Below are 26,053 nucleotides of genomic sequence, written 5' to 3'. Positions count from 1 at the left end.
GACCATGCCCATCGAATTCCGCAAAGAATACTTCGCCGACGAGCGCGACGACAACCTGAACGAGATCGGCAAGCCGACGCAGCGTCAGGACATGCTCGGCCACGTCACCGGCCGCTCGCCCTACTACGACGACCACCTCTTCGACGGCCTGTTGCACATTCGCTGCGTGCGTTCGCCGCATCACCACGCGCGCGTGCGCCGGATCGACGTGTCGGAGGCCGAGCGGGTGCCGGGGGTCAAGCGGGTGATCCTCGCCAAGGATGTGCCGCACAACCTCAACACGCTGCTCTCGCTGATGGATTTCGGCCTCGACGATGAGCCGATGATCGCCGCCGAGGGGGCCGAGGTGCGCTACAGGGGCGAGCCGGTCGCGGCCGTCGTCGCCGATACCGAGCGCATCGCCCGCGAGGCCGTCGCCAAGGTTCGCGTCGACTACGAGGTGCTGCCGCACGTCCTCGACGTCGAGGAGGCGATCAAGCCGGGCGCGGTGGCGGTCAATCCGGCCTACCCGGCCAACAAGTTCGTCTATCACGGCAAATACGATCACCAGAAGCTGCGCTACGGCGACGTCGAGGCCGCGTTTCGCCAGTGCGACCGGGTGATCGAGGGGCGCTACCAGATGAGCCCGATCGAGCAGGCGCCGATCGAGACCTGCGGTGCCATCGCCGCGCCCGAAACGAACGACCGCTGGGTCTGCTACACGTCGACGCAGGCGCTGTTCTTCTCGCTCGGCACCGCGGCGAAGCTCCTCGACATCTCCTCGGCGCGGCTGCACCTCATCGGCGGCACGGTGGGCGGCGGCTTCGGCGGCAAGGTGGATTCCATCCACGAGCCGCTGGCGATCCTCGGCGCGGTGCTGACCGGGCGGCCCTGCAAGGCGATGTTCGACCGCGAGGAGGAGATGCAGGTCGGTGCCCCGCGCGGCGCCGAGCGCTGGTACATCACCGACGGCGTGATGAACGACGGCCGCATCATGGCCCGCAAATTCACCGGCTATTTCGATGCCGGTGCCTACACGCGGCTGTCCTCCTACGCGATCATCAAGGGCGTCGGCCATCTTCCGGGGCCGTATACGATCCCCAACGTCTATGCCGACGTCTACTGCGTCTTCACCAACCGCACGCCGGCGACGGCGATGCGCGGCTTCGGCGTCACCGGCGTCGACTTCGCGATCGAGAGCCACATGGACGTGGTGGCGGACGAGCTGGACCTCGACCCGATCGAGATGCGCATCCTCAACGCCTACCGCGACGGGGACATGAAGGCGCACCGCCGCCTTGCCAAGAACACCGCCCTCATCGAATGCTGTCACGTCGCTGCGGAGAAGGCCGGATGGCCGCTTTCGGCAGAGGCGCGCGCGGCGTCGTCGCTGACCGGTGGCGGGGGAGTGCGGGGCGAATTGCCGGCGTTCACGGCGGAGGACCAGCACGGGCGCGTGTCCGGCTACGACTCCGGCTCGTATGCGCAAGGCGACCGTCCCCGCCAGCCGGCCGAGGTGGGGCGCGACGCGCCGCCGCCGCGCCCGGCGCCTCAGCCGCCGCGTGCCCCTCAGCCGAACCGCGCCGAGCCGCCTCGCACCGGGCCGGCCCGTCCCGAGCCTGCCATGGCCGGTCCGGAGCGCGGGCCCGCCGGTGCCGGGTCGTCCGGCGCACCGTCCACCTCCTCGCCGCGGCCGGAGCGTGCCCCCGCGCCGGCCCCAGACGGGTCCGCTCCGCGCCGGGGGCCGCGCTTCGCTTCGATTTCCGGCCTGAGAAGGCGGTAAACGCGGAAGGGCGTCGGTGAGCGTGGCAGTATCATACGAGAATGGAGACGACCGCTCCGGACAGGGCCTGGCGCTGTACGCCGGCGCCATGCTGTTCATCCCCGTGCTGGACGCGATGGGCAAGGTGCTGGTGCAGACGATCTCGCCGTTCGAGATCCACTTCGTGCGCAACCTGGTGCAGACGGTCATCCTCCTCGTCGCGCTCCCGCTCATGGGGCGGGTCATCTTCACCCCGCAGGTACGGGCCCATTGGCTGAAGATCGCCGGGGTCGGCTTCTTCCTCGCCAACACCGGGTGTTTCCTCTTCTGGTCGCTGCAATCGCTGCCGCTCGCCAACGCCATCGCCATCTTCTTCGTCGAGCCGCTCATTCTGACGATGTTCTGCGTCGTCTTCCTGGGCGAGCGGGTGGGGATCCATCGCACCTCGGCGGTGCTGGTGGGGCTGCTGGGGGCCATCGTCGTCATCCGGCCCAACTTCGCCGCGTTCGGGATCGCCGCCATCATGCCGCTCGTCGCCGCCACCGCCTTCGCGGCGGGGATGACGGTGCTGCGCCGCGTCTCCGGCCGGGTCGACGCCGTGCGGATCCAGGCGGTCGCCGGCATCTTCGGCTCGACCTACCTGGGGCTGGTGCTGCTGGTCGGCGGGGTGTTGGGTGTGGAGATCATGGAGTTCACCATGCCCTCGCCGGATCTGTGGCACCTGCTGCTGGCGCTCGGCCTCGGCGCCACCGCGGCGCAGCTCGCCATCACCGTCGCCCTGCGTTTCACCGAGGCGAGCGCGGTGGCACCGTTCCAATACCTCGAGATCGTCGCCGCGACGGCGATCGGCTACCTCTGGTTCGGTGATTTTCCCGACGCGCTGACCTGGGTCGGCACCGGCCTCATCCTCGCCTCCGGGCTCTACGTCGCGCACCGCGAGCGGCGCCTCGCGGCCGACCGCCGCCGTGCCGGCCGCGACGCCCGGTCCGTCGCCCTGTCCGCTCCGCAAGAGCCGTTACCATGATGGAGACACCGCAATGACCGTCCACAAGGGGCGCGGCTTCGCCTGCATCAACTACCCGATCGGCATGAACCTGGGCGGGGACCCGTCCCAGGCGCTGGTTCACTCCAATCCCGACGGCAAGTTCATGGTGGCGTTGTCCTCCATCGACCTCGGCCAGGGGATGAAGTCCGTCACGCGCCAGATCGCCGCCGAGACGCTCGGCGTCCCGGTCGAGGACGTCTACGTCGACACCGCCGATTCTGACACCGGGCCCCACTGCATGGGCTCCTTCGCCTCGCGCGGGACGCACCGGGTGGGCAACGCCGTCATCCAGGCGGCGAAGGAAGCGCGCGCCGTCATGATGGAGGCGGCCGCCGAGGAGCTGGAGGTCAACGCCGAGGATCTCGTCACCGACGGGCGCGGCAACATCCACGTCGACGGCGCCCCGTCGCGCTCGATCACCACGGCCGAGGCCAGTGCCGCGGCGCAGTTCAAGCACGGCAAGACGGTGTCCGGGCGGGGGATCTTCCTCATCCCCCTGTCGGAGGTGAGCGCCGAGACCGGCGAGATGACCCCGGTGTCCTGCTTCGCCCACGCCGCCGTGATCCTCGACGTCGAGGTCGACGACGAGACCGGCGAGGTGCGCGTCCTCGAGGTCAACTCGGCCTACGAGCTGGGGCGCGCGCTGAACCCCCGCCTCGTCGAGCAGCAGCTCATCGGCGGGGCGTGGATGGGGCTCTCGCACGCCCTCTACGAGACGACCGAGCCCTATTACCCCGAGCGGGAGCATCTCCCGACCGACTTCAACCATTACCTGATGCCCGGCCCCGGCGACATCGCCCCCCACAATGTCGCCGTGCTGGAGCGCCCGGCGCCCGACGGCCCCTACGGCGGCAAGGGTCCGGGTGAGATGTGCGCCAACCCGCTGCTGCCGGCCGCCGCCAACGCCGTCTACGACGCGGTCGGCGTGCGGGTGACGGATCTGCCGATCACCCCGGAGAAGATCCTGCGCGGGATCCTCGAGAACGGCGGCGTGCGCCCCGGCCGGCATGCCCGCGCGATGCAGGCCGCCGGTTCGGCCGGCCGGCCGCAATGGGAGGCGCGCCGGTGACGACCGAGGCCGGCAACGGCGCGCGCGCCGCCATGGCGGCGGTGTTCCGGCGGCGCAGGCGCTCCTAGCGTGGCCGTCCGCCCCTCGATCGTCGGCATCGATACGCCGGAGCGTCTCGCCACCGCGCTGCGCGACGCGCAGTACCTCGCCGGCGACGACCTCGCCACCGCGACCTACCTCGCCCTCGCACTCGGCAAGCCGCTGCTGCTGGAGGGCGCGCCCGGCGTCGGCAAGACGGAGGCCGCCAAGGCAATCGCGTCGATCCTCGGCCGCGAGCTGTTGCGCTTGCAGTGTTACGAGGGGATCGATTCGGCCGCGGCGCTCTACGAGTGGAATTATCCCAGGCAGATGCTGGCGATCCGTCAGGCGGGCGAGGCGTACGTCAACATCTATGCCGACGACTATCTGGTCTCGCGGCCGATGCTGGAGGCGCTGCGCCACCCTCGCGACACCGTCCTCCTGATCGACGAGATCGACCGCGCCGACCACGAGTTCGAAGCCTTCCTCCTGGAGTTTCTCTCCGACTTCTCGATCTCGATCCCCGAGCGCGGCACCGTGCGGGCCGAGGAGCACCCCGTCGTCGTCCTCACGTCCAACCGCACGCGCGAGCTGCACGAAGCGCTCCGCCGCCGCTGCATCTACCATTGGATCGACTATCCCGACGCTCGCCGCGAGGCCGACATCGTCATGATGCGTGCCTCCACCGTGGCCCGCGACACCGCCGAGCGGGTGGTCGCCGCCGTCACGGCGCTGCGTGCCGAGCCGCTGGCCAAGGCCCCCGGCATCGCCGAGACCGTCGAGTGGGCGGAGGCCGCCACGCTCCTCCACGCGCAGGGCAACCCCTGGCCGTCGGCCTTTCGCCGCGCCATCGGCGTGGCGCTCAAGGATCAGGACGACATGACCTTCCTCGCCGAGCGTCTCGACGGGATGATCGAGGAGGCGGTCGCGTGAACAGGGCGCGGTGCCCGATGGGCGGGCCGCTGCCGGGCGGCGCCGCCGAAGCGAGGGGAGTTCCCCCCTCGCGCTCCCTCCATCTCGCCGATGGGCAGCCGTTCAGGCAGATGTCCGCCGAAGGGGCGGACCTCCGTCCGAACGGCAGCATCGAGGCTGGGTCGGGCCACGACGGCGTCGAGCGCCCGTCCTCGCCATGCTCGCTCTTCGAGCTGCGCGTGGCTCCGGGCGAGCGCTCGACCCCGCCGTGGCCCTCGGTGGTGCGTCGTGGCTGAGATCGAAGCGTTACCGCAGGCGGCGCGGCCCCTGGTCGGCTTCGCGACGCGGCTGCGGCGGCACGGCTTCCCCGTCGCGCCCGAGCAGACGCAGACCTTCGTCGCCGCCGTCGGCCTCCTGGGGCCGCGTGCCATGAGCGATATCCACGGCGCCGCGCTGGCGACCTTCGCCCCGCCGCCGGACCGCCGCGCGGAGTTCGACGCGCTCTACCGCGCCCACTTCCTCGGCCAGACCATCGCTGCCCAGGCCACCTCCGACGAGGAGCCCGAGGTCGTCGAGCCGGAGGAGGGCGAGGCCGAGGCGTTCGAGCCCGAGGAGGAGAACCGTTCCGGCGCCGAGGCGACGGCCGCCGAGGCCCTCTCCGGCCGCGCCTTCGCCTCCCTGGCCGAGGCCGAGGCATTGCGCCGCTTTCGCCGTGCCGCGCCCGCCGCGCTGCCGCGCCGGACCTCCCGCCGCCTCGCCAGCCGGCGCAAGGGCGACCGGCCCGACATGCGCCGCGCCCTCAAGGATGCCGTGCGCCGCGATGGCGAGGTGGTGCGTCTGCCGGCCCTCAAGCGGCGCACCCGCCAGCGCCGCGTCCTCCTGCTGATCGACGTCTCCGGCTCGATGTCGGCCCAGACCGACGCCGCCCTGCGCTTCGCCCACGCGCTCGCCCGCAGCGCCGAGCAGGTGGAGATCTTCACCGTCGGCACCCGCCTGACGCGCATCACGCGGCCGATCGGCCGGCGCCGGCAGGAGGCGGCGCTCGCCGCCGCCTCCGCCGCCGTGTCCGACTGGGACGGCGGCACTCGCCTCGGCGACGCGCTGGCCGCCTTCCTCGCCGTGCCGCGCTACGCCGGCTTTGCGCGGGGCGCGGCGGTGGTGGTGCTGTCGGACGGGCTGGAGCGGGGCGACCCGGCGGCGCTGATCGCCGCGATGGAGCGCCTGTCGCGCCTCGCGTGGGGTGTCGTGTGGCTCTCGCCGCTCGCGGCCGATCCGAACTACGAGCCGCGCACGGCGGCCATGGCTGCGATCCGCCCCATGCTGGCGCGCCTGGGCGACGGGTCTTCGCCCACCGCGATCGCGGCCGAAATTCTGGGACTTGCGAGGGCTGCATGAGGATCGTCGACGCTCATCATCACATCTGGCGGCGCGCCGACCTGCCGTGGCTGCTGGGGCCGACCGTCCCGCGCATCTTCGGTGCCTACGATGCCCTCAAGCGCGACTATCCGATCGACGAGTACCTCGAGGATATCGCCCAGACGGGCGTCGAGAAGTCGGTCTATGTGCAGGCCAACTGGGCGCCCAACTGGTTCGTCGACGAGGTTGCCTGGGTGTCGCGCGTGGCCGAGCGGAGCGGCTGGCCGCACGCGATCTCCGGCTACGTCGACATGACCCGGGACGATGCCCGGCGCGACCTCGACCGGCTGTCCGACTATCCGTTGATGCGCGGCATCCGGCACCAGATGCACCACCATTCCAACCCGCTCTACCGCTTCGCCTCGGATGCGCAGGTGGTGGGCTCCGACGCCGTGATCGCCAATGTGCGGCGCCTGGCCGGTTACGAATGGGTCTTCGAGCTCCAGGTCTTCGCCCACCAGGTGGATCCGGCCCTGAGCCTGGTGGACGCCGCGCCCGACGTGACCTTCGTGCTCCAGCACGCCGGCATGCCGGAGGACCTGTCGGTCGAGGGAAAGGCCGCCTGGAAGACGCGCATCGCGCAGCTCGCCGAGCGGCCGAACGTCGTCGCCAAGGTATCCGGATTCGGTACTTTTCTGCGGTGCAACGATCCGGACCACGTGCGCTGGGCCGTGCTGGAGACGGTCGAGCTGTTCGGCGCCGAGCGCTGCCTGTTCGGCTCGAACTTCCCCATCGAGAAGCTCTGGACCGACTATGCGTCCCTCGTCTCCGCCTTCAAGGACGCGGTGGAGACGCTCTCCAAAGGAGAGCGCGCCGCGGTGTTTCGCGCCACGGCGGAGCGCGTCTATCGCATCTAGCGGATCGACCCGTCGGATGGTCCGAGCGGTCGATCCATCGGTGGGAATGTGGCTCGGGGCGAGGCGGCGCGCGGGCTGGTGCCGGGCCGGCGGGTGTGGTCTGGTCGGTCGCACGCGGCGGAGAGACCCATGGCGACAGCGCACATCGTCACGTTTCACAAGTGCGGCTCGAACTGGTTTCGCCGCCTCTTTCGCGAGGCGGCGACGCGCAACGGCCTCAACATCGCCGTCGCCAAGCCGAACGACGCGGCCATCAACCAGCCCGTCCACACCGGCGCCGCCGACACGGTGATGCTGCATCGCAACGTGCGCGCCCGCGCGGTGCTCGCCGTGGCGGCGGAGGACGATCCGGTCGTCCTGTGCGTGCGCGACCCCAAGGATGTCGTCGTCTCGCAATACTGGTCCTGGCGGGGCACGCACGCCAACAACACACCGGCCATTCTGGAGGCGCGCGAGGTGCTCAACGCCCGCCCGCTCGCCGAGGGGCTCGCCTATCTCGTCACCGAGCGCGAGGTGCCCTTCCTCGCCGCGATCGCCGGCTGGGAGGCGGCGATCGCCTCCGGCCGCGCCCGCCTCCTGAAATACGAGGACCTGCTGGCGGACTTCGACGCGGCGCTCGCCCCGGTGCTGGACGAGGTCCGCACGCCGCTCGACCCCGCGGGTCTCGATGCGCTGCGGCAGAAGTACTCCTTCGCGGCGATGACGGCGCGCGACGCGGGGGTGGAGGACCGGACGAGCCACTATCGCAAGGGCGTCGCGGGCGACTGGGCCAACTACTTCGACGCCGATCTCGCCGCCGCGTTCGATGCCCGCTTCGGCGGCCTGACCGCGATGCTGGGCTACGCCCCCGCCGCCACGCCGGCGGCCGATCCGGCGCACTGAGGGGCGCGGGCGGCCTTACCCGGTCGTCTGATTTTGCGCCACGCGGCGGTGCGTGGGCGGGGCCCGCTTGCTAGCCTTTCCGCAACGGGGCGCTCGACCCCGGCGAGAGACGGAAGGGGGGCGACATGGCGCTCGAAATCAAGGTGCTCGACTATGGCGATATCGAGCTGGAATCGTCCTTCCTGGTCCTCGGACGCGACTGCGGGCGTACCCGCCGCGTCTACACCTACGGCTTTCTGATCCTCGGCGGCGAATACCCGGTGCTGGTCGATACCGGCTTCCGCGACAACGCGATCATGGAAATCCTGGGCATGCGGGGGCTGTGCTTCCACGAGAACCAGATCGAGAACCAGCTCGCCCGCCACGGGCTGAAGCCGGGCGACATCCGCTACCTGTGCCACACCCACCTCCACATCGACCATGCGGGCAAGGACGACCACTTCCCCATGACGACGACGGTGGTGCTCAACCGGCGCGAGATGGAACACTCGGTCTCCGGCCTCATGCATCCGCAATATCCCAAGCCCGATGTCCAGCACCTGGTGGAGCGGCTGCACACGCCCGGCGCACTGCGCTTCGAGGATACGGAGCTGACCGGCGAGGTGGAGCTGATCCCCGGCGTCACGCTCGACTGGGCGGGGGCGCACACCGAGGGGTCGATGAACATCCACGTCGAGACGGCGGAGGGGCGCGCCACCATCTGCGGCGACGTCATCTACGACATCAACGACCAGATCGTGCGGCCGTTCAACGAGATCCACGCCAACGAGCCGCGCGTGACCGGCAACCACTCGACCACCAAGCGGCAGGAGAAGGCGGCGGTCAAGAAGCTGCTCTCCGGCTCGAAGTTCCTGCTGCCGGTCCACGACAAGCCGGCCAAGGTCGAGCGCGGCCAGATCGTCGGCCGGCTCGACATGGAAGTGCCCGGCCCGCTGCGGGAAAGCGTCCCCCAGCGCTCCTGGTTCCCGGCCTGAAGCGGCGCGGAGGATCGATGCGATGGCACATGACGCGCTGACCCCCGCCTTCCGCGCCCTGGTCGACGAGCACGCCCCGGTGCGTCAGGTCGGCTCCGGGTTCGGGTTCACCGAGGGGCCCGTCTGGCACCCGGACGGCCACCTCCTCTTCTCCGACATGCCGGGCGACGTGCGCCGACGGGCCGACGCGTCGGGGGTGACGGAGGTCAAACGCGGCACCAACAAGGGCAACGGGCAGACCTTCGACGGCGATCTCAATCTCGTGGTCTGCGAGCACGCGACGTCGTCGCTGGTGCGAATCCGGCCGGACGGGACGCGCGAGGTGCTGGCGAGCCACTTCGAGGGGCGCGAACTGAACAGCCCCAACGACGTCGTGGTGTCGGCCAAAGGGTGGATCTACTTCACCGATCCCTGGTACGGGCGCATGCCGGGCTTCGGCGTCGAGCGGCCGCGCGAGCTGGGCTTTCAGGGTGTCTACCGGGTGAAGCCGGGGATGGCCGAGCCGGAGCTGGTGGTCGACCGCTATCAGTTCACCCAGCCCAACGGCCTCTGCTTTTCGCCCGACGAAACCCGGTTCTACGTCAACGACACCGAGCAGGCCAACATCCGCGTCTACGATGTCGACGGGGACGGTCGGCCGAAGAACGGGCGCATCTTCGCCTCCGGGATCAAGGATACGCTCAAGGCCGGCGTGCCGGACGGCATGAAGTGCGACTTCGAGGGCAACGTCTGGGTCACGGCGCCGGGCGGCCTCTGGGTCTATGCGCCGGACGGACGGCACATCGGCCGGGTCGCCATCCCGGAGCCGGTCGCCAACTTCCACTGGGGCGGGGCGGACTGGCGCACGCTCTACGTCACCGCCTCCACCTCGCTTTATGCGCTTCCCGTGAAGGTCGGGCCGCGGGGCGAGCCCTACATGCGCGCACGGCCGGCGCGCGCCTCGGCGACGCCGGTGTCGGGCGGGCTCGATCCGTCGCGCTGTGCCCTCATAATCCAGGACATGCAGAACGACGTGGTGATGGATGGCGGCGCGTTCGCCTCCTCCGGCGCGCCGGACCACTGCCGCGAGCAGGACGCCGTCGCCAACGCCGCCCGTCTCGCCGAACGCTGCCGCGCGCTGGGGGTCCCGGTGATCTTCGTGTGGTTCGTGGTCGAGCCGGGCGCCAACGGGCTGACGATGAACGCGCCGCTGTTCGAGGGGACGATCGAGGCCGGCGCCCTGGTGCGCGGCACATGGGGCGTCGCCCCGGTGCCGGGGCTGGAGCCGGCCGGCGGCGACCATGTGGTCGAGAAATGTCGCATGAGCGCCTGGGAGGGGACGCGGCTGGAGACGATCCTCAAGGCGGAGGGGCGCGATACGCTGATCTCCTGCGGTGCCTGGACCAACATGAGCGTGGAGCACACCGCCCGCACCGGCGCCGACAAAGGCTACCTGATGATCGTGCCCGAGGACGCCTGTTCGACCATGAACGCCGACTGGCACCGCGCCTCGATCGACTATGCGCTGCAGAACGTCTCCGCCGTGACCACCACCGGCGCGGTCCTGGAGGCGCTGGGCGGTTAGGCCAGCAGCGCCAGCGAGAACATCGTCAGGATGTTGGTGTAGATGATGACCTGGGTCACACGGTCGGTCTTCACGTCGTAGAGGATGCCGAGGCTGAAGGCCATCGTGCCCGCGGGCGCGGCGGCGCCCAGCACGAAGCGGTCCGCCCCGATCGAACCCGGTGCGAAGCCCTTCACCGCCAGCCACACCGCCAGCGGGAAGATCACCACCTTGATCGCGGAGAAGGTCAGCACCGGGGCCTCGAACGTCATTTTCGTCTGTGCCAGGAAGACGCCGAGCGACAGGAGCGCCAGCGGTGGCGCCGCCGCGCCGTTAAACTCGATGAACGTCACGAACGGGTGCGGCATCGGCAGGCGCGCGAGGTTGACCACCAGTCCCGCCGCGATGGCGATCAGGATCGGCGAGCGCGCGACCCGGCTCAACACCGCCAGCGGCGTCACCCGTCCCAGCTTCATGATCTGCAGGGCGATGATCGCCAGCGCGAAGGTGATCGTCGAATCCAGCGTCACGATCGCCGTGATCGGCAGGATGTCGCCGGTGCCGTAGAGCAGGATGGCGATCGGCAGCACGATCAGCACCGTGTTGGAGAAGATGCTGCCGAACGCCAGGAGCACCGACTCGCCCGGCCCCAGGCGGAACACCTTCAGCGCCAGAACGAGGCCCAGCGTGAAGACGATGACCTCGATCGCGAAATAGAGGACGACCGGGGAGGGGTCGAACGTGCGGATCGGCGCCTCGATGATGAGGCCGAAGAGGAGCAGCGGCAGGAACAGCGACAGCGCAATACGGTTGAGCGTGCGCGCCTCCTCCGCCGAGACGGTACCGCGCCGTCCCAGCAGGTAGCCGACGAAGATGATCGCGTAGACGGGCAGGACAGGGTCGCCGAGGACCTCGAAAATTGCCAAGAGAATCCCCGCAGTTAAACCGTAGCCGACGATTAGTTCGCTCCCCGTCGGCCGGCAAGGGGCGGACGAACGTCCCCGGTCAAGAAAGCTGAAATCGCCCGGCGCGCGCGCATTCGCAGTCAATTTTGAGACTGCGGGGCATGACGATCTGCATTTGCGGACCGCACACTGCGATATCGGCCGCCGTGAAGAGCGGCAACAACGATCAGGGAGTGAACGAATGCTACGAACGCTCATGACGACGGTCGCCGCCTCGGCGATCCTCGTGTCCGGCGCGGCGCTCGCGCAGGACGGCGATCCCATCAAGGTCGGCGTGACGGCCGTGCTCGAAGGCACCTACACCGTCCTCGGCGAGGACGGCATGCGCGGCTTCAAGCTCGCCATGAAGCAGCACGACGAGACCGCGGGCGGCCGCAAGATCGAGTATGTGCTCGCGCCGACCGATGCCAGCCCCGATTCGGCCGTGCGCGCCGTGCGCAAGCTGATCGAGCAGGACAAGGTCGATTTCGTCATCGGCCCGCTCTCCGGCTCGGAAGGCATCGCCGTGCGCGACCTCGCCAAGCAGTATCCGGACGTGACGATCATCGACGCCGCCTCCGGCGCGCAGGAGACGACCTACGTCAACCCGTCCGAGAACTACTTCCGCTTCAACATGGATGGCGCGCAGTGGGGCGTCGGCCTGGGCGATTACGTCGCCAATGAGAAGGGGTGGAAGTTCGTCGCCTCGGTCGCCGAGGACTACTCCTTCAGCCACACCAACTTCCTCGGCTTCGCCAAAGAGTTCTGCGATGCGGGCGGCGAGATCGTCGAGCGCTTCTGGGTGCCGCTGGGCACCAAGGACTTCGCCTCGGTGATCGCCGCGCTGCCGGACGACGTCGACGCGATCTACCTCGGCCTCGGCGGGGGTGACGCGGTCAACTTCCTCAACCAGTACCAGCAGGCCGGCGGCGACGCGAACCTGATCGGCGGCACCATCATGGTGGACGGCACGGTGCTGAATTCGCGCGGCTCGGCCAAGGACGCGCTCGTCGGCACCCCGGCCTCCTCCGGCCAGGCCGACACGTGGGACGACCCGGACTGGCAGGCCTACGTGAAGGCCTATCAGGACGCCTATCCGCCCGAGGAGCGTTTCGCGAGCCCCTCGCTGCTGGCGACCAACTACTATAACGCCACCACCGCGGCGCTGACCTGCCTCGACAATGTCGACGGAAAGCTCGGCGGCGGCGATCCCGAGTTCCGCCAGTGCCTCTCGACGCTGGAGCTGGACGCGCCCAACGGCCCGATCAAGCTGGACGAGAACCGCCAGGCGATCGGCACCAACTTCGTGATCGAGGTGGTGGAGCAGGACGACGGCAGCCTCGCCACCCAGGTGGTCAAGAAGGTCGACGGCGTGAACCAGACGCTCGGCATGTCGAAGGAAGACTTCGACAAGATGGGCCGCCCGGGCCGCGACGTGCCCGACTGCTGATGGCCGCGCCCCGGTTCGCCGGGGGGTGACGAGACCTGCGGCCGCGGTGCCTCCGGGCGTCGCGGCCGCGCCCGTTCGGGCAGCGCCGTCGGCGCGGAGCGATGCGACGCGAGGGGCGGTGGCATTTGCTTCACGGGGCGGCTAACGTCCGCCGGCCCGCGGCCGCGCACGGCGGCCGGTCGGGCGGCCTGAGGTCGCAGGGAGCGACCGCGTACGGTTGGGATACGAGTATCATGGGACGGCTGCGCCGCGACAATGACGGCGATGGAACCGAGACCCCCGGCGCCGGGCCGGGCGAGGGCAGGAGCCGGACGCGGGCCGGCAAGGCCGGACCGGGGCGGGGCCAGCGCAACGGCGCGGCGCGTTCAGGGGAGCCCGGCGGCCGGGTGAAGCCCAAGGCCGCGGACCCCGCCGCCGTCGAAGCCGCGCAGAACCGCTGGCCGCACACCAACCGCATCCGCGCCTACACGGTCGCCCTCGCCACCGGCACGCGCGAGAAGGAACTCGACATTTCCGGTCTCGACTGGGCCGCCCACTTCGGCGCCGCGGGGGAGACGCCCCGCCGCGTCGTCCAGTTCTGGGACAAGGCGCCACCGGCCGAGGTGCGCCGCCTCCTGGACCAGGTCGCCAAGATCTGCCGCGCCAGCGGGTACGAGCACGTCGTCTACGACCTCGCCACCGCCCGCGCGCGCATCGCCGAGGCGGCCGGCCCCCTCTGGACCCGGCACTTCGACGACGCGTTCCATCCCTCGATGCAGGCCGACATCTTCCGCGTCCTGGAACTCTACCACCACGGCGGCCTCTACATCGATGCCGACATGACGCTGGTGCGCGCGATCCCCTACGCCCCGCCGACCGTGCCGCTGTTCGCGCAGTGGACCGGCGAGATGCGCACCAACGTCGCCAACTGGTTCCTCTCCTCGCCGGCGGGGCACCCGGTGTTCGCCTTCGTCATCGAATATATCGGCCGACAGCTCGCGACCGCCGAGCGCGAGCCGGACGGGTCCTTCACCAAAACCAACCTCTTGAAGCTCACCGGGCCGGCGATCGTCGCCCGCGCGGTCGAGGACTATCTCGCCGTCCATGACGGGGAGCCGGTGGCGGCCGTCATGCCGGTCGCCTGGTGCCACACCTTCGTCGCCCCCGCGCGGCGCTTCCTGCCCAATCCGCCGCAGTACAAGCGCGAGGGGCTGCACTGGAAGCGCGAGGCGACGTCCTGACGGACGCCGCCGCGACGCGTCAGGCGGCTTCGGCGTAGGTGGCGCGCATCGCCTCGACGTCGTCCAGGGAGGGGAGCGACTCCTCGTTGCCGAGGTGTTGTACGGCGAACGCCGAGGCGGAACGGCCGAAGTCGAAATGGTCGGCCCAGCTCATCTCGGGTCGCTCCAGCGCCGAGTAGAAATAGGCACCGTGGAAGACGTCGCCCGCTCCGGACGTGTCGACCACCGCGGAGTGAGGCACGTTCAGGGCCGGCATGGTCTTCGCCTCGCCGCCGTTCTCGTAGTAGACGAGGCCGCGCTCGCCGAGCGTGACCGCACCGGTCTTGACCCCGTGCGCGCGCAGATAGTCCAGCATCGCCAGCGGGTTGAGGTGCATCTGCTCGCACATGCGCTCGGAGATCGCCGCGACGTCGATGTAGTGCAGCAGCTCGTCCGTCCCCTCGCGGGCGGACCCGCCGTCGAGCGAGGTCAGCACGCCCTTCTCGCGGCACGCCTTGGCGTAGTGCAGCGCCGCGTCGTGCATGTGCCCGTCGATATGGAGGCCGCGGATCCCGTCGAGATTGAGGGTCGGGAAGGGGTGCAGGAAGTTGGAATCGCGGCAGCGCACGATGGCGCGCTTGCCGTCGTTCGGCATGATGAAGGAGAGCGAGGATTCCGCCACCTTCCGCCCATGCACCGAGATCCTGTAGCGGGACGCCATGTCGAGGAACATGCGCGCCAGCCAGTCGTCCGCCTGCTGGCACAGGAGGTCGCATTTGAGCCCCAGCTTGGCCGCGCAGAACGCCGCCGTGGTGGCGTTGCCGCCGAAGGCGACGGCATAGTCGTCGGCGATGGTCTTGTCGTCGCCGGTGGGGATCGTATCGGCCAGGAAGGTGATGTCGATGTAGGCGTGGCCGATGAAAAGGGCCTCCATACGAAACTCCATGGTGCGCCGGAATGCGCGGGATCGAGGCGGCGAGGCACGCTCGATGCCAGGTCGCGCGTTGCGCTAGAGTTGCCGAGTGTGCGCCGCCGCGCAAGGCGTGCGGACAGCGGGGCAGGTCCGCCGCCGCGGTGCCGGCGGCCGCGCCGTGCAGGCTACGGGACGAGGGTGAACCAGGTCACGATCGCGGCGAACTGCAGCGCGATGATGGTGTAGAGGATCGCGCGAAAGGGCTGCTTGCGGGTCTTGTGGCGCAGGATCTCGGCGCCGCCGAGGATCGCCGGCCATGCTCCCAGCGCGGCGAATGTAAACAGCACCCGCTCCGGCACGCGCCAGCGCCCGGCGATCGCGGCCCGCTTGTCGCGCCAGAAGACGACGAACCCCGCGACGTTGACGACCGCGAGCCAGCCGGCGACGAGCCAGGCGACGACCGACGCGCTCAAGTGGCGGGCTTCGTCGGACCGCGCTTGGCGGTCTGCCGCCGGGCCGGGGAGCGTTTGCCGCCGCCGCCCTTCGCCTTGGCGGGGGAGCGCTTGGGCGCGGCGCGCTCGGCGGTCGCGGACCGGCTCGGCGCGGCGGGCGGGGGCGCGGACGGGGCGGGGGGCGCGGACGGGGCGGGAGCTCGCGGGGTCATGGTGTCCTTTGCGCCGGGGGGCGCGGCGGCGAGGGCGCGAGGCGCCGTCGCCGTGTCGATGATGGCGGCCGCGACGCGCGAGGGCGCCGAGTGGTGCACCATATGGCCCGCCGCCGGGACGACGATCAAGCGCGCATGGCCGATCGTCCGCGCCAGGCGCCGGGCCTGCGCGTCGGGGTCGACGATGGCGTCGCCGCTGCCGGCCACCACCGTCACGGGGATATCGAGGTCAGAATAGCGTTGGGAGAGGCGTGTCGCGGCGGCGTCGATCGCAGTGGCGTCCTGTGCGCTCGCGCTCAGCTGGGCGGGGCGGGTGACGAGGCCGGCGGGGAAGGCCGCGGCATATGTGGCCGGCACGGGTTGCGGCTCGAAGCTGGCGCGGAAAAGCGCAGGGAGGCCGGAGCGGGCCAGGGAAGGCAGCGCCGTCGCCCGCGCCACCGGGGCGAGGAGCGGGATCCCCGGCACCGGTGCCGCGGCGCTGGCCGGCGCGCCGCCGGGGAAGGCGATCGGGTTCAGGAGCGTCAGCGCGCGGGCGAAGCCCGGATAGGCGAGCGCCAGCGCGATCGCCGGCAACGCGGCGTCGGCATGGGCGACGAGGGTCGCGCGGTAGACGCCGAGGCGGTGCATCAGGTGGGCGAGGGCGCGCCCCTGCCGCTCGGGCGACCAGTCCGTGCCCGCGGGGCGGGACGAATAGCCGTAGCCCGGCCGGTCCACCAGGACGAGGCGGTGGTGCGGCACGAGTTCGTCGGCCAGCGAAGAGATGAACCAGTCTTCCAGTGTCGTGCCGCCGCTGTGGATCAGCACCACCGGCGGCCCGGCGCCGATGTCGACATAGTGGAGGCGCGTGCCGCCGACGTCGAGGAAACGGCCGCTCGGGGGATGTTCGTGTTCGGCGCGGACGCGGGCGCGGGTCTGGAACAGGTAGGCGCCGAGGAGGGCGGCACCGCCGTAGACGGCGGCCGCGCCCAGCCATCCGCCGCCGGGCGAGGTCGGCAGCGCCGCGTGCTGCGGGGCGCGGGACCGCTCGCGCGTCGGCACGGGCGGCGCGGCCTGCGGCCAGGGCACGGCGGGGGAAGGAGGCGGGGCGTGCGGCGCGCTGCGGCGCAAGGCGGAGCGTGCGGGCTCCGCTCCCGCGCCTGATTCTGCGGTGTCGTGCGGGCCGTCGTCGGCCATTCTCCGGTCCCCCGTTGCGCGTGTCCGGGCCGGCCGCGGACACGCGGGCCGGTCGCCGAACCAACAGCGCCGCGTGCACCCTCAGGTGAACGCGGCGCCGCGAAAGCAACTCGGCCGGGGCCGGGATGGTTCCCCGCGCGGCACCCGGCCGGCGCGGGGCGGGGCCCTTATTGGGCGCCGTTGGCCTCGATCGACAGGCCCAGAAGCTCGGGGATCGCCTGCGGCGCGGTCATCGCCGCGCCCATGACCTGGGCGAGCGGAACGGGGCTGGCCGGCGTCGCCGCGATCGCCAGCGACTGCGGGTCGCCGAGGAAGGTGCTGAGCGCGCCGGACACCTGTTCGGCGAGGTCGCTGTTGCCGGTCATCGCGGCGACCTGCATCTGCACCTGCTGCGAGATGATCGACGGGAACTCGCTCGCCGGCATGCCCGCCTGCTGCGACATCATGTTGATGCCGAAGGCGGTGATGCCCTCATCCTCGAAGCGGGCGGACACGCCGTCGATCGCCGCCGTCACCAGCGCCTCCTGAATCCGCTGCGGCTCGGAGAAGACGAAGCGCGGAATGCCGGACATCTGCGCGCTCAGTTGCAGGCGGCCGATGTTGTTCACCGCGATGTCCTCGTCGAGCGAGACCTGCTTGGAGGCTTCGTCCCAGCCCAGCGTGATGTTGCCGTCGGCCTGGATCGGATCGGCGCCGACCGCGGTGAAGACGCCCTGCGCCATCGGGTTGGAGATCAGCGACGCCGGCATCGAGAAGCCCTCGAGCGCCAGCGACAGCTGCGTCGGGATCGACTCGATGAAGTTGGTGGCCCGCGTCTCGAACAGGCCGAGCGCGATGTCGCCGAAGGGGGCGCCGGTGACGCTGAGATCGGACACCGTGGTGCGGCCGATATAGGGCACCGCCTTGAGCACCGTCTGCGGATCCGGCTCGATACCGGCCATCGAGGCCATGATGGCGTTCATGAAGTCGCCGCGCTCGGGGAAGACCACGTCCGCGATCTCGACCTTGCCGAGCTGGCCGTCGACGCCCGGCCCCTCGATCGTCGCGTCGTTGAACGACAGGAGGCCGAGGCCGCCGGCGCCGAGGCTCTCGATCGCCACCTTGCCGAGGGTCGCGGCGCCGCCGGCGAAGGTCAGGTCCATGCCGTCGATCACGTAGGAGCCGACGCCGAACGCGCCGTAGGTGTCGAGCATGAAGCCGATCAGCGTGGCGGGGTCCGGCTCCTCGCCGTCGGCGACGCTGGTGTAGAGGTTGTCGGCCTGGGTCAGGATCGGGCCGCGGCTGGGATCGACGGTGATGTCGGTCGTGGTGACCTTGCCGAGCTTGAACGAGGCCATCTGGCCGGCGGCGAAGCCCATTCCGTCGAACGTCATGGAGCCGACGACGGTCTGCGCCCCGCTGCCGGCGCCGGTGCCGGTGAGGAAGGCGACCAGCGGCTTCAGGTCGACGTTTTCGCCGGCGGCCTCGCCGTAGTTGATGGTGATGGTGGAGGGGACCGGCGGGGCGTTCGGATCGGTCGGCTGGGAAATCGTCTGCGACGTGGTGCCGGCGCCGATCTTGAACGACGCGAGGCGCCCGTTCGCGAGCTTGCCGTAGGAACTGGGGCCGTAGTCGAAGGTCTGCGTCTCGTCGCCGGTCTTCAGCGTGCCGCTCATGCCGGAGACGCGGGCACTGTCGTAGCCTTGCGTCAGCATCGCGTCGATGAGCGGGGCGAAGCGCGAGATCGGGGCGGCCGCGTTCTCCTGCACCTCGGGGAAGGGGGCCCAGGTCGCGTTGGTGATGCGGTAATCCTTGACCGTAAACGCGTAGTCGAGGTCCTGCTCGCCGCCTTCGGCCGTGAGCGACAGGTGGCTCTCGGGCATGTTGATGAGGTCGGCGGCGTAGGTTTCGTCGAAGGTGAGGTCGGTCACCTCGAGGGTCGGCGCCGAGACGGTGAGGTTGATCGCGACGGTCTCCGTCTCACCGCCGCCGACCGAGAACTCCCAGGTGAGCGCGACGTCGTTGGCGATCACCTTCTCGCCGTCCGTCGTGACGGAACCGACGCTGCTCGACGTGGTGCCGAGGAAATCGGGGTTGCCGAAGAAAGACTCGATCGCGCTCTGCGCGTCGAAACTGCCCGCATCGGCGGCATCTTGCGCGTAGGCGCCGGCTGAGCTGAGGGTGACGGCCAGGGTGGCCGTTGCAATCGTGCGGAGCCGCATAAGAGTCCCTTTTTATTTTCGGACAGTGTGTCTTAGGTGACACGGTCCGCCAGTCTTCTGGCACACGCGCGGACCTTTACCAAGCCCGTAAACCGGTCCGTGATTTCGCAACAGAATGAACAACTTCGTGACCTGCGCGCGAGCATGCGCGGGCACTCCGCGGCAAAATCGCGCGTGCTCCGGGGCGGTCGACGATCACGGATCGGTGCGGCGTCGGGCGGCCGGCACTAGCGCTGCGCTGTCAGCGCCGCGGCAAGGTCTGCGACGCTCTCAACCGAATGGATCGGGCGCATGGCGTCGACGTGCGGCAAAAGGGTGCGGATGCCTTGAGCACGCGGCTCGAACGCGTCGAAGCGTAGCAGCGGGTTGAGGAAGACGAGTTGCCGGCACGAGCGGTGGAGCCGGTCCGCCTCACGAGCCAGCCGGGCGAGGTCGCCGTCGCGCTCCAGCCCGTCGGTCACGAGGAGGACGATCGGGCCGCCCGACAGGACCCGGCGTGACCATTCGCGGTTGAACCGCTCCAGCGCCTCGCCGATGCGCGTCCCGCCGGACCAGTCGGCCACCTGACCGGTGCACATGGACAGCGCCTCGTCCGGATCGCGCCGGGTGAGGGCGCGCGTGACGTTGGTGAGGCGCGTGCCGAAGAGGAAAGTGGAGACACGCCGCCGCTCGCCGAGGGCATGCAGGAAATGCAGCATCACGCGCGAGTAGTCGGCCATCGAGCCGGAAATGTCGCACAGGGCGACGATCGGGGGCGGTTTGACGGCGCGGGTGGTGAGGCGCGGGGTGATCAGCTCGCCACCGGTGCGCATCGCCGAGCGCATCGAGCGGCGCGGGTCGAACCGGCCGCGCGAGGCGGCGACGCGGCGGCGGGTCGTGACGCGGTCGGCATCGAAGGCGAGGCGGGCGATGACGCGGCGCGCGACCTCCAGTTCCGCCGCGCTCATCTGCGCGAAGTCCTTGGTGCGCAGGATCTCGCGGTTGGAGGAGGTGAGCCGGGCGTCGACCTCCATCTCCTGCGGCCGCTCGCGTTGCTCGTTGCGTTGCGGCGGCTTCAGCGCCTGGGCGACGCGGGCGGCGGCGGCGCGCGGCTTCTCGGCGGCCCTGCGTTCGTCGACGACCGGGGACAGCAGCTCCATCATCTTGTCGAGCATGTTGCGGCCGCGGAAGAAGGCGTCGAACGCGGCGTCGAACACGGCGATCTCGTCCCGCTTGTGGACGAAGACGGCGCGCAGCGCGGCGTAGACGTCGGTCCGCGAGGCGATGCCGGCGGCCTCCACCGCGCGCACCGCGTCGACCGCGTGCGCCGGGCCGACGGGGAGCCCGGAATCGCGCAAGACCCTTGCGAACACGGCGATGTTCTCGGCAAGGCGGCCGGCGGCCGGTTCGGCGGGGGCGGTGGGCGCTGGTGCGGTGTCGTTCATGCGGGGCGGCGCGCGGCCGCTCGGTCCTTCGCGGTTCGGCTCATCGATGCTCGGCGCGGTAGAGGTCCCACTCTTCCACCACCCGTCCGTCCGGCAGGTGGCAATAGCCGACCTGGCCGTCCGCCTCGTCTTCGATCACGACCGTGCCGCCGCGGCTGGCACAATATTCCGAGGCCGGGTTGGCGAGGCCCGTCGCGCCCGGGACGGGAGCGTCTCCCTCCGCGGCGTGGGCGGCGAGCGGCAGCAGCGCGACGAGGACGAGGAGGCGGCTCACGAGGGGATCAAAGGCTCGACGCGAAGGCGAAATATTTGAACAGGGCGACCTGGCCGACGATGCTGGCGAGAAGGGCGATCGCAAGAACCTCGCGCGGGATGTTGTGAAGCATTGGCCCGGACCTGGATGCAACTGACGTGACAGGAATTATGTCACGAGCGCCGGAGAGCGGCAAGTTGCGGCGCCGGCGCCGGGCCGGCCCGCGCCGCGTCGCCCCGAGGGCTTTACAGCGTCACCGCGCTGCCGGCGGAATGGGTGCGCAATTCCTCGATGATGCGCTGCACCTCCGACCCGCGCAGCTTGGCGATATCGTCCTGGTACTTCAGCAGGACGCCCAGCGTGTCGTCGGCGACGCCCGGCTCCAGGACCAGCTGGTCCAGCTCGGCGAGCGCCTGCGCCCAGTCCAGCGTCTCGGCGACGCCCGGCGGCTTGAAAAGGTCGCCCGCGCGCAGCTGCTGCACGAAGCCGACGACCTCGTCCGCCAGCCGCTCGCCCGCGCCCGGCACCTTGCGCCGCACGATCTCCCGCTCGCGCGCCAGCGAGGGGTAGTCGACCCAGTGGTAGAGGCAGCGGCGCTTCAGCGCATCGTGGATCTCGCGCGTGCGGTTGGTGGTGACGATGACGATCGGCGCCTCGGCCGCCTTCACCGTGCCCAGCTCCGGGATCGTCACCTGGAAGTCCGACAGGATCTCCAGAAGGAAGGCCTCGAAGGCTTCGTCGGCGCGGTCCAGCTCGTCGATCAGCAGGATGGGCGCGCCCTCCGGCGGGGTCTCCAGCGCTTCGAGGAGGGGGCGCTTGATGAGGAAGCGCTCGGCGAAGACGTCCTCGCGCGCGCCGTCGGTCGCCTCGGCCTGGCGGATCGCGATCATCTGCGCGGCGTAGTTCCACTCGTAGAGCGCGGCGGCCTGGTCGAGTCCCTCGTAGCACTGCAGGCGGATCAGCTTGCGCCCGAGCGCCGCCGACAGGACCTTGGCGATCTCCGTCTTGCCGACGCCGGCCTCGCCTTCGAGGAAGAGCGGGCGGTTGAGGCGCAGCGCCAGGAAAAGGACGGTGGCGAGCGAGCGGTCGGCGATATAGTCCGCTTGCGCGAGCAGCGCCTCGGTCTCGTCGATGGATTGGGGCAGAGCTGTCACGAACGGCCTAAGAGTTGGAAACGGACGACGAGGCGTAGCCCATGGGGTCGGATGAGGACAACCACCCGCCGCTCTCGCCGCGGCGGATCCGGGCCGAGACCGCCGGCGATGTCGCAGCGGCGCGACGCCTGCTCACGGCCGCCGCACCTGATGGCGCGGGCGCTGCGACCCGGAGCGCTGGCCGCCGGCGGGCCCTCGATTGCGACGCCGCGTTCGATGCGTGATCGGGACAATTGTCCGGCCCCTCCCTATCGCTCCTTTACCGAGTGGCTTGAGCCGCCGGTAAGCCGCCCCTGCGCAATGTCCCGGCCGACAGATACGGGAGACCACGACGATGAACGGCATGATGCAGCACTTCACGGTTCTGCGCTCGGAAGAGCGGCCGCTCGATTTCGCGTCGGTGCTGGACATCGTCACCCGCGAGCTCGTCTTCCGCAACGCCGAGGCGCACGTCGGCGAGGATACGCTGGCGATCACGGTGGGGGGCACGCGCGTCCTGATGATGGCCCGCCGCACGCGCTACGAGGCCCCCGACGACGGCCTCGCTCCGCTGCGTGTGTGGGAGCCGTCCGCCGCGCTGGGCGCCCACGTGGCGCACGTGGCGATGACGGTGACCCCGCGCGACGCCAGCGAGCTTGCCGCACTGCTGGCGATGAAGGTCGGCCTGACGCTGGCCGCCGCGGTGTCGAAGGCGAGCGGGGACGTGCTCGCGGTGCACAGCCGTCCCAACGACGTCTACATGCCGCCTGACGTGGTCGGCACGGTGCTGGCCGCCTTCGCCGCCGGCGAGGTGCCGCACGAGATCCTGGTGCAGTACGCGCCCTACCACCCGCAGAACGACGGCCTCGCCGGCACCGTCGGCATGATGACGAAGGGCCTCACCCCGCTCACAGGGTTCGAGATCGCCGTGGCGCCGACGCTGACCGGCCGTTCCGCCGACGCCTACCACGTCGCGGCTGCGGCGGTGCGCCGGCAGCTGGTCGAAGGGGTGGCGCTGCGCGACGGCGAGACGATGCAGACCGCGACCGGCGCCGTTCGGGTCCGCCTCGTCGCCGAGTGGCTGATTCCGGGGGTGCCGATGGCGGTGCTGCTGCCCGCCGGCGCGTTGGTGGAGGAGGAGACGCTGTGCGTGCGGGCCGAGCTTGTGGAGGCGATGGCGGCCGACGTGGCACCGGGCCCGGCGCCCCGCCGGCGCGGGCTGTTGACGCGCCTTCTCCAGGCCGGGCTGCGGCGCGACCGGCGCCTGGGTGGCGGCGCGGCCGTCTGACCCACCGTCCCACCGCCCCCGTCCCACCGCCCCCGTCCCACCGCCCCACTCCGGAGTCCCACCGTCGCACCGTCCCGCCCTCCCGCCGTGCGAGGCGGCGGGTGCGGCCCTCTGTCAGGCCGGGCGCGCCGATTGGCGCTGGCACCTTTCGCCCACCTGGCGCATTCCTTCTGACGGGCACCGCCCGGACCAGGGGGACTGACATGATACGCCTGCGAACCCGACTGACTGCGATCTTCGCCGTGACGGCGGTGTGCGCATCGAGCGCGGCGATGGCCGCGGACGTCACCATCACCGTCGACGGCATTCAGCCCGGAACCGGGAACATCCTCGTCGCGCTCCAGACCGAGGACGATTTCCTGACGAGCGGCGGCGCTTATTCGGTGGTCGTTCCCGCCGAGGCCGACACGATGACCACCGTGCTCGAAGGCGTGGAGCCCGGCTTCTACGCCGTCGCCGTGGTGCACGACGAGAACGGCGACGGGACCTTCACGCTGGGCGACGATGCGCCGAGCGAGGCGTGGGGGGTCTCCGGCAGTCCGATCTCCGAGCCCAGCTTCGACAACGCCAAGATCGAGGTGAGCGACGGCGCCGAGAATGCCGCCACCGTGACCATCTCCTACCCGATGTAGGCGCTCGCCGGCGCAGGCCGGGCGGGGCGACCGGGAATCCGGCGAACCATTCTTGCGGACCGGCCCGCCGTTTGCACGGCGGACGCGTTCGCGTAGGTTCGTCCAGTTCCAAGTTGGGGTCCCCGCAATGAATGCACCTGTCCGCCTGCGCTCCACCTGCCCGCACGATTGCCCGTCGTGCTGCGCGCTCGAGGTCGAGGTGGCCGACGGACGGATCGGGCGGATCCGCGGGTCGGTCGCCAACAGCTACACCGCGGGCGTGATCTGCGCGAAGGTCGCCCGCTACGCGGAGCGTTCGCACAACGAGAACCGCGTCCTGCATCCGCTGATGCGCACCGGGCCGAAGGGCTCGGGCCAGTTCGCGCAGATCTCGTGGGACGAGGCGCTGGACCGCATCGCCGAACGCTTCCTCGACGTCGAGGCGCGGCTGGGGTCGCAGGCGGTGTGGCCCTACAACTATGCCGGCACGATGGGCCAGGTGCAGCGCGACGGGCTGCACCGGCTGCGCAACACCAAGCGCTACTCGCGCCAGTACGACACGATCTGCACGGCGATGTCCTACACCGGCTTCGTGGCCGGCACGGGGCGCCTTTCCGGGCCGGACCCGCGCGAGATGCGCGTGTCGGACTGTATCGTCATCTGGGGCACCAACGCGGTGTCGACCCAGGTCAACGTGATGACCCACGCCATGGCCGCCCGCAAGGCGCGCGGCGCCAAGGTCGTCGTGATCGACGTCTATGCCAACGACACCGTCGCCAAGGCGGACATGGGCCTCGTGCTGCGCCCCGGAACGGATGCGGCGTTGGCCTGCGCGGCGATGCATGTCGCCTTCCGCGACGGCTACGCCGACCGCGAGTTCATGGCCGCCCATGCCGACGATCCGGCCGGCCTGGAGGCCCACCTCGCCACCCGCACGCCGCAATGGGCCGCCGCGATCACCGGCCTCTCGGTCGACGAGATCGAGGCCTTCGCCAAGCTGATCGGCAGAACGCCGCGAACCTATTTCCGCCTCGGATACGGCTTCACGCGCCAGCGCAACGGCACCGCGGCGATGCACGCGGCGACATCGATCGCGACGGTCCTCGGATCGTGGAAGCACGAGGGCGGCGGCGCATTCCACATCAACGGCGCGCTCTACAAGCTCGACAAATCGCTCATCGAGGGCGCCGACGCCCTGGATCCGACGACACGCCGGCTCGACCAGTCGCAGATCGGCCGCATCCTCACCGGCGACGCCGAGGCGCTGCAGCACGGCCCGCCGGTCGCCGCGATGCTGATCCAGAACACCAACCCGATGGTCGTCGCCCCCGAGCAGGCGCTGGTGCGCCAGGGATTCGCACGGGACGACCTCTTCACCGTGGTCCACGAGCAGATGATGACCGAGACGGCGACGATGGCCGACATCGTCCTGCCCGCGACGATGTTCACCGAGCACGACGACATCTACAAAGGCGGCGGCCATACGCACCTGATGCTGGGGCCGAAGCTGGTCGACGCACCGGGCGAGGCGCGCGAGAACCACGTCGTCGTCTGCGAGATCGCCAAGCGCGTCGGCGCCACCCATCGGGGCTTCGAGATGAGCGCGCGCGAGCACATCGAGTGGATGGTGGCAGCGTCCGGCTACGACCTCGCCACACTCGACGCGGAAGGCTTCGTCGACCTCAACCCCGATTTCGAGACTGCGCATTATCTCAACGGCTTCGGCTACCCGGACGGCAAGTTCCGCTTCAGCCCGGCCTGGTCGGAGATCCCGCACAACAACAACGGACCGATGGGGCCGGTCGCCGAAATGCCGCGCTTCCCGGACCATTGGGAGGTGATCGAGGCGGCGACGGCGCGTGAGCCGTTCCGCCTGGTGACCGCCCCGGCGCGCTCCTTCCTCAACTCCACCTTCAACGACACGCCCGGCTCGCTCACCAAGGAAGGCGAGCCGGTGGTGATGGTCCACCCGCAGGACGCGGCGGCGGCCGGAGTGGCCGAAGGCGGGCCGGTCCGCCTCGTCAACGCCCGCGGCGCGGTCCGGCTGACGGCGAAGCTGTTCGACGGGGTGCAGCGCGGGACGCTGATCTGCGAAGGACTCCACCGCAACAAGGCTTTCCGTGACGGGGTGGGCATCAACATGCTCACCGGCGCCGACCAGGTGGCCCCCTACGGCGGCGCCGCGTTCCACGACGTGCGCGTCGCGATGGAGGCGGTCGCCGAGCCTGCGGCGAACGTGCGCGCGGTGGCCGAGCCGGTCTGACGCGAGGCGCACACGCGAGGCGCTGAGGCGGCCGCGCCCGAGGGCGGGGGTCTTCGCGCCGTCGCATCGGCGGCCGCGGC

The 26,053-nt window shown here is 70.5% G+C and carries 23 protein-coding genes; 15 read left to right on the top strand and 8 right to left on the bottom strand.

All coding sequences use genetic code 11. The annotated features are described in order from the left end of the window. Positions 1–4 precede the first annotated feature (4 nt). The 10 genes from MRB58_RS01785 to MRB58_RS01740 all read left to right on the top strand — a co-directional run bounded on the left by MRB58_RS01785 (position 5) and on the right by MRB58_RS01740 (position 10,478). Positions 5–1,762: a xanthine dehydrogenase family protein molybdopterin-binding subunit gene (locus tag MRB58_RS01785; protein ID WP_244779930.1), complete on the top strand. Its 1,758-nt coding sequence runs from the start codon at positions 5–7 to the stop codon at positions 1,760–1,762. A gap of 22 nt (positions 1,763–1,784) precedes the next feature. Continuing rightward, positions 1,785–2,765 (top strand): DMT family transporter, encoded by a 981-nt coding sequence (locus MRB58_RS01780; RefSeq protein ID WP_244779929.1) that lies wholly within the window; start codon positions 1,785–1,787, stop codon positions 2,763–2,765. Positions 2,766–2,778: 13 nt separating this feature from the next. Beyond that, positions 2,779–3,855 (top strand): xanthine dehydrogenase family protein molybdopterin-binding subunit, encoded by a 1,077-nt coding sequence (locus tag MRB58_RS01775; protein WP_244779928.1) that lies wholly within the window; start codon positions 2,779–2,781, stop codon positions 3,853–3,855. Positions 3,856–3,924: 69 nt separating this feature from the next. Next, complete coding sequence (locus tag MRB58_RS01770) at positions 3,925–4,806, top strand: MoxR family ATPase (protein ID WP_244779927.1); 882 nt, start codon at positions 3,925–3,927, stop codon at positions 4,804–4,806. Continuing rightward, positions 4,803–5,081: a hypothetical protein gene (locus MRB58_RS01765; RefSeq protein ID WP_244779926.1), complete on the top strand. Its 279-nt coding sequence runs from the start codon at positions 4,803–4,805 to the stop codon at positions 5,079–5,081. Before MRB58_RS01770 ends, MRB58_RS01765 begins: the two co-directional genes overlap by 4 nt. Continuing rightward, complete coding sequence (locus MRB58_RS01760) at positions 5,074–6,180, top strand: VWA domain-containing protein (RefSeq protein ID WP_244779925.1); 1,107 nt, start codon at positions 5,074–5,076, stop codon at positions 6,178–6,180. Before MRB58_RS01765 ends, MRB58_RS01760 begins: the two co-directional genes overlap by 8 nt. Next, positions 6,177–7,058: an amidohydrolase gene (locus MRB58_RS01755; RefSeq protein ID WP_244779924.1), complete on the top strand. Its 882-nt coding sequence runs from the start codon at positions 6,177–6,179 to the stop codon at positions 7,056–7,058. The genes MRB58_RS01760 and MRB58_RS01755 overlap by 4 nt, the downstream gene beginning before the upstream one ends. Positions 7,059–7,187: 129 nt before the next feature. Then, on the top strand, positions 7,188–7,940 hold the full coding sequence (locus MRB58_RS01750) for a sulfotransferase domain-containing protein (protein ID WP_244779923.1): 753 nt from the start codon (positions 7,188–7,190) through the stop codon (positions 7,938–7,940). A gap of 125 nt (positions 7,941–8,065) precedes the next feature. Next, entirely contained in the window at positions 8,066–8,914 is an 849-nt protein-coding gene (locus MRB58_RS01745) for an N-acyl homoserine lactonase family protein (RefSeq protein ID WP_244779922.1), read from the top strand. 22 nt (positions 8,915–8,936) lie between these two features. Further along, positions 8,937–10,478, top strand: coding sequence for an isochorismatase family protein (locus MRB58_RS01740; protein ID WP_244779921.1), 1,542 nt, complete (start codon positions 8,937–8,939; stop codon positions 10,476–10,478). Here MRB58_RS01740 and MRB58_RS01735 read toward each other — a convergent pair. Beyond that, the gene (locus tag MRB58_RS01735; RefSeq protein WP_244779920.1) at positions 10,475–11,383 is read right to left on the bottom strand and encodes an AEC family transporter; all 909 of its coding nucleotides are present in this window, start codon (positions 11,381–11,383) and stop codon (positions 10,475–10,477) included. The two genes, MRB58_RS01740 and MRB58_RS01735, sit on opposite strands and share 4 nt — an antisense overlap. Positions 11,384–11,603: 220 nt before the next feature. On the opposite strand from MRB58_RS01735, the gene MRB58_RS01730 reads away from it, so the two are divergent. Both MRB58_RS01730 and MRB58_RS01725 read left to right on the top strand, forming a co-directional pair. Then, on the top strand, positions 11,604–12,851 hold the full coding sequence (locus MRB58_RS01730; RefSeq protein WP_244779919.1) for an ABC transporter substrate-binding protein: 1,248 nt from the start codon (positions 11,604–11,606) through the stop codon (positions 12,849–12,851). A 233-nt stretch (positions 12,852–13,084) separates the two neighbouring features. Beyond that, positions 13,085–14,071 (top strand): glycosyltransferase family 32 protein, encoded by a 987-nt coding sequence (locus MRB58_RS01725; protein WP_244779918.1) that lies wholly within the window; start codon positions 13,085–13,087, stop codon positions 14,069–14,071. Between the two features lie 19 nt (positions 14,072–14,090). Here the strand turns inward: MRB58_RS01725 and MRB58_RS01720 are convergent, their stop codons facing one another. From MRB58_RS01720 to MRB58_RS01690, 7 genes are all read right to left on the bottom strand, one after another. Beyond that, a complete protein-coding gene (locus MRB58_RS01720) occupies positions 14,091–14,984 on the bottom strand; it encodes a PfkB family carbohydrate kinase (protein WP_244779917.1) in 894 nt (297 codons plus the stop codon). Between the two features lie 164 nt (positions 14,985–15,148). Further along, positions 15,149–15,436: a DUF1294 domain-containing protein gene (locus MRB58_RS01715; RefSeq protein WP_244779916.1), complete on the bottom strand. Its 288-nt coding sequence runs from the start codon at positions 15,434–15,436 to the stop codon at positions 15,149–15,151. Then, a complete protein-coding gene (locus tag MRB58_RS01710) occupies positions 15,433–16,665 on the bottom strand; it encodes an alpha/beta fold hydrolase (protein WP_244779915.1) in 1,233 nt (410 codons plus the stop codon). The genes MRB58_RS01715 and MRB58_RS01710 overlap by 4 nt, the downstream gene beginning before the upstream one ends. Before the next feature lie 302 nt (positions 16,666–16,967). Then, a complete protein-coding gene (locus MRB58_RS01705; RefSeq protein WP_244779914.1) occupies positions 16,968–19,001 on the bottom strand; it encodes a hypothetical protein in 2,034 nt (677 codons plus the stop codon). Positions 19,002–19,228: 227 nt separating this feature from the next. After that, a complete protein-coding gene (locus MRB58_RS01700; protein WP_244779913.1) occupies positions 19,229–20,425 on the bottom strand; it encodes a VWA domain-containing protein in 1,197 nt (398 codons plus the stop codon). 40 nt (positions 20,426–20,465) lie between these two features. Then, the gene (locus MRB58_RS01695; RefSeq protein WP_244779912.1) at positions 20,466–20,699 is read right to left on the bottom strand and encodes a DUF333 domain-containing protein; all 234 of its coding nucleotides are present in this window, start codon (positions 20,697–20,699) and stop codon (positions 20,466–20,468) included. A 224-nt stretch (positions 20,700–20,923) separates the two neighbouring features. Continuing rightward, on the bottom strand, positions 20,924–21,832 hold the full coding sequence (locus tag MRB58_RS01690; protein ID WP_244779911.1) for a MoxR family ATPase: 909 nt from the start codon (positions 21,830–21,832) through the stop codon (positions 20,924–20,926). A gap of 334 nt (positions 21,833–22,166) precedes the next feature. Here MRB58_RS01690 and MRB58_RS01685 point away from each other — a divergent pair, with 334 nt between their 5' ends. The 3 genes from MRB58_RS01685 to MRB58_RS01675 all read left to right on the top strand — a co-directional run bounded on the left by MRB58_RS01685 (position 22,167) and on the right by MRB58_RS01675 (position 25,973). After that, the gene (locus MRB58_RS01685) at positions 22,167–23,099 is read left to right on the top strand and encodes a hypothetical protein (protein ID WP_244779910.1); all 933 of its coding nucleotides are present in this window, start codon (positions 22,167–22,169) and stop codon (positions 23,097–23,099) included. A 203-nt stretch (positions 23,100–23,302) separates the two neighbouring features. Continuing rightward, the gene (locus MRB58_RS01680; RefSeq protein WP_244779909.1) at positions 23,303–23,731 is read left to right on the top strand and encodes a DUF2141 domain-containing protein; all 429 of its coding nucleotides are present in this window, start codon (positions 23,303–23,305) and stop codon (positions 23,729–23,731) included. 127 nt (positions 23,732–23,858) lie between these two features. Beyond that, on the top strand, positions 23,859–25,973 hold the full coding sequence (locus MRB58_RS01675; protein WP_244779908.1) for a molybdopterin-dependent oxidoreductase: 2,115 nt from the start codon (positions 23,859–23,861) through the stop codon (positions 25,971–25,973). The last annotated feature ends 80 nt before the right edge of the window (positions 25,974–26,053 follow it).

Origin of the sequence: Acuticoccus sp. I52.16.1, assembly GCF_022865125.1 — a bacterium.
In the GTDB taxonomy this organism is placed as follows: domain Bacteria; phylum Pseudomonadota; class Alphaproteobacteria; order Rhizobiales; family Amorphaceae; genus Acuticoccus.
The sequence above is the reverse complement of the archived record's forward strand: the minus strand, read 5'-3'. Positions and strand labels throughout refer to the sequence as shown.

Coding starts and splice junctions, on each gene's coding strand:
- MRB58_RS01785 (WP_244779930.1), top strand. CDS start 5: ATGCCCATCGAATTCCGCAAAGAATACTTCGCCGACGAGCGCGACGAC.
- MRB58_RS01700 (WP_244779913.1), bottom strand. CDS start 20,425: ATGAACGACACCGCACCAGCGCCCACCGCCCCCGCCGAACCGGCCGCC.
- MRB58_RS01730 (WP_244779919.1), top strand. CDS start 11,604: ATGCTACGAACGCTCATGACGACGGTCGCCGCCTCGGCGATCCTCGTG.
- MRB58_RS01720 (WP_244779917.1), bottom strand. CDS start 14,984: ATGGAGGCCCTTTTCATCGGCCACGCCTACATCGACATCACCTTCCTG.
- MRB58_RS01755 (WP_244779924.1), top strand. CDS start 6,177: ATGAGGATCGTCGACGCTCATCATCACATCTGGCGGCGCGCCGACCTG.
- MRB58_RS01725 (WP_244779918.1), top strand. CDS start 13,085: ATGGGACGGCTGCGCCGCGACAATGACGGCGATGGAACCGAGACCCCC.
- MRB58_RS01750 (WP_244779923.1), top strand. CDS start 7,188: ATGGCGACAGCGCACATCGTCACGTTTCACAAGTGCGGCTCGAACTGG.
- MRB58_RS01705 (WP_244779914.1), bottom strand. CDS start 19,001: ATGCGGCTCCGCACGATTGCAACGGCCACCCTGGCCGTCACCCTCAGC.
- MRB58_RS01685 (WP_244779910.1), top strand. CDS start 22,167: ATGAACGGCATGATGCAGCACTTCACGGTTCTGCGCTCGGAAGAGCGG.
- MRB58_RS01745 (WP_244779922.1), top strand. CDS start 8,066: ATGGCGCTCGAAATCAAGGTGCTCGACTATGGCGATATCGAGCTGGAA.
- MRB58_RS01740 (WP_244779921.1), top strand. CDS start 8,937: ATGGCACATGACGCGCTGACCCCCGCCTTCCGCGCCCTGGTCGACGAG.
- MRB58_RS01680 (WP_244779909.1), top strand. CDS start 23,303: ATGATACGCCTGCGAACCCGACTGACTGCGATCTTCGCCGTGACGGCG.
- MRB58_RS01675 (WP_244779908.1), top strand. CDS start 23,859: ATGAATGCACCTGTCCGCCTGCGCTCCACCTGCCCGCACGATTGCCCG.
- MRB58_RS01775 (WP_244779928.1), top strand. CDS start 2,779: ATGACCGTCCACAAGGGGCGCGGCTTCGCCTGCATCAACTACCCGATC.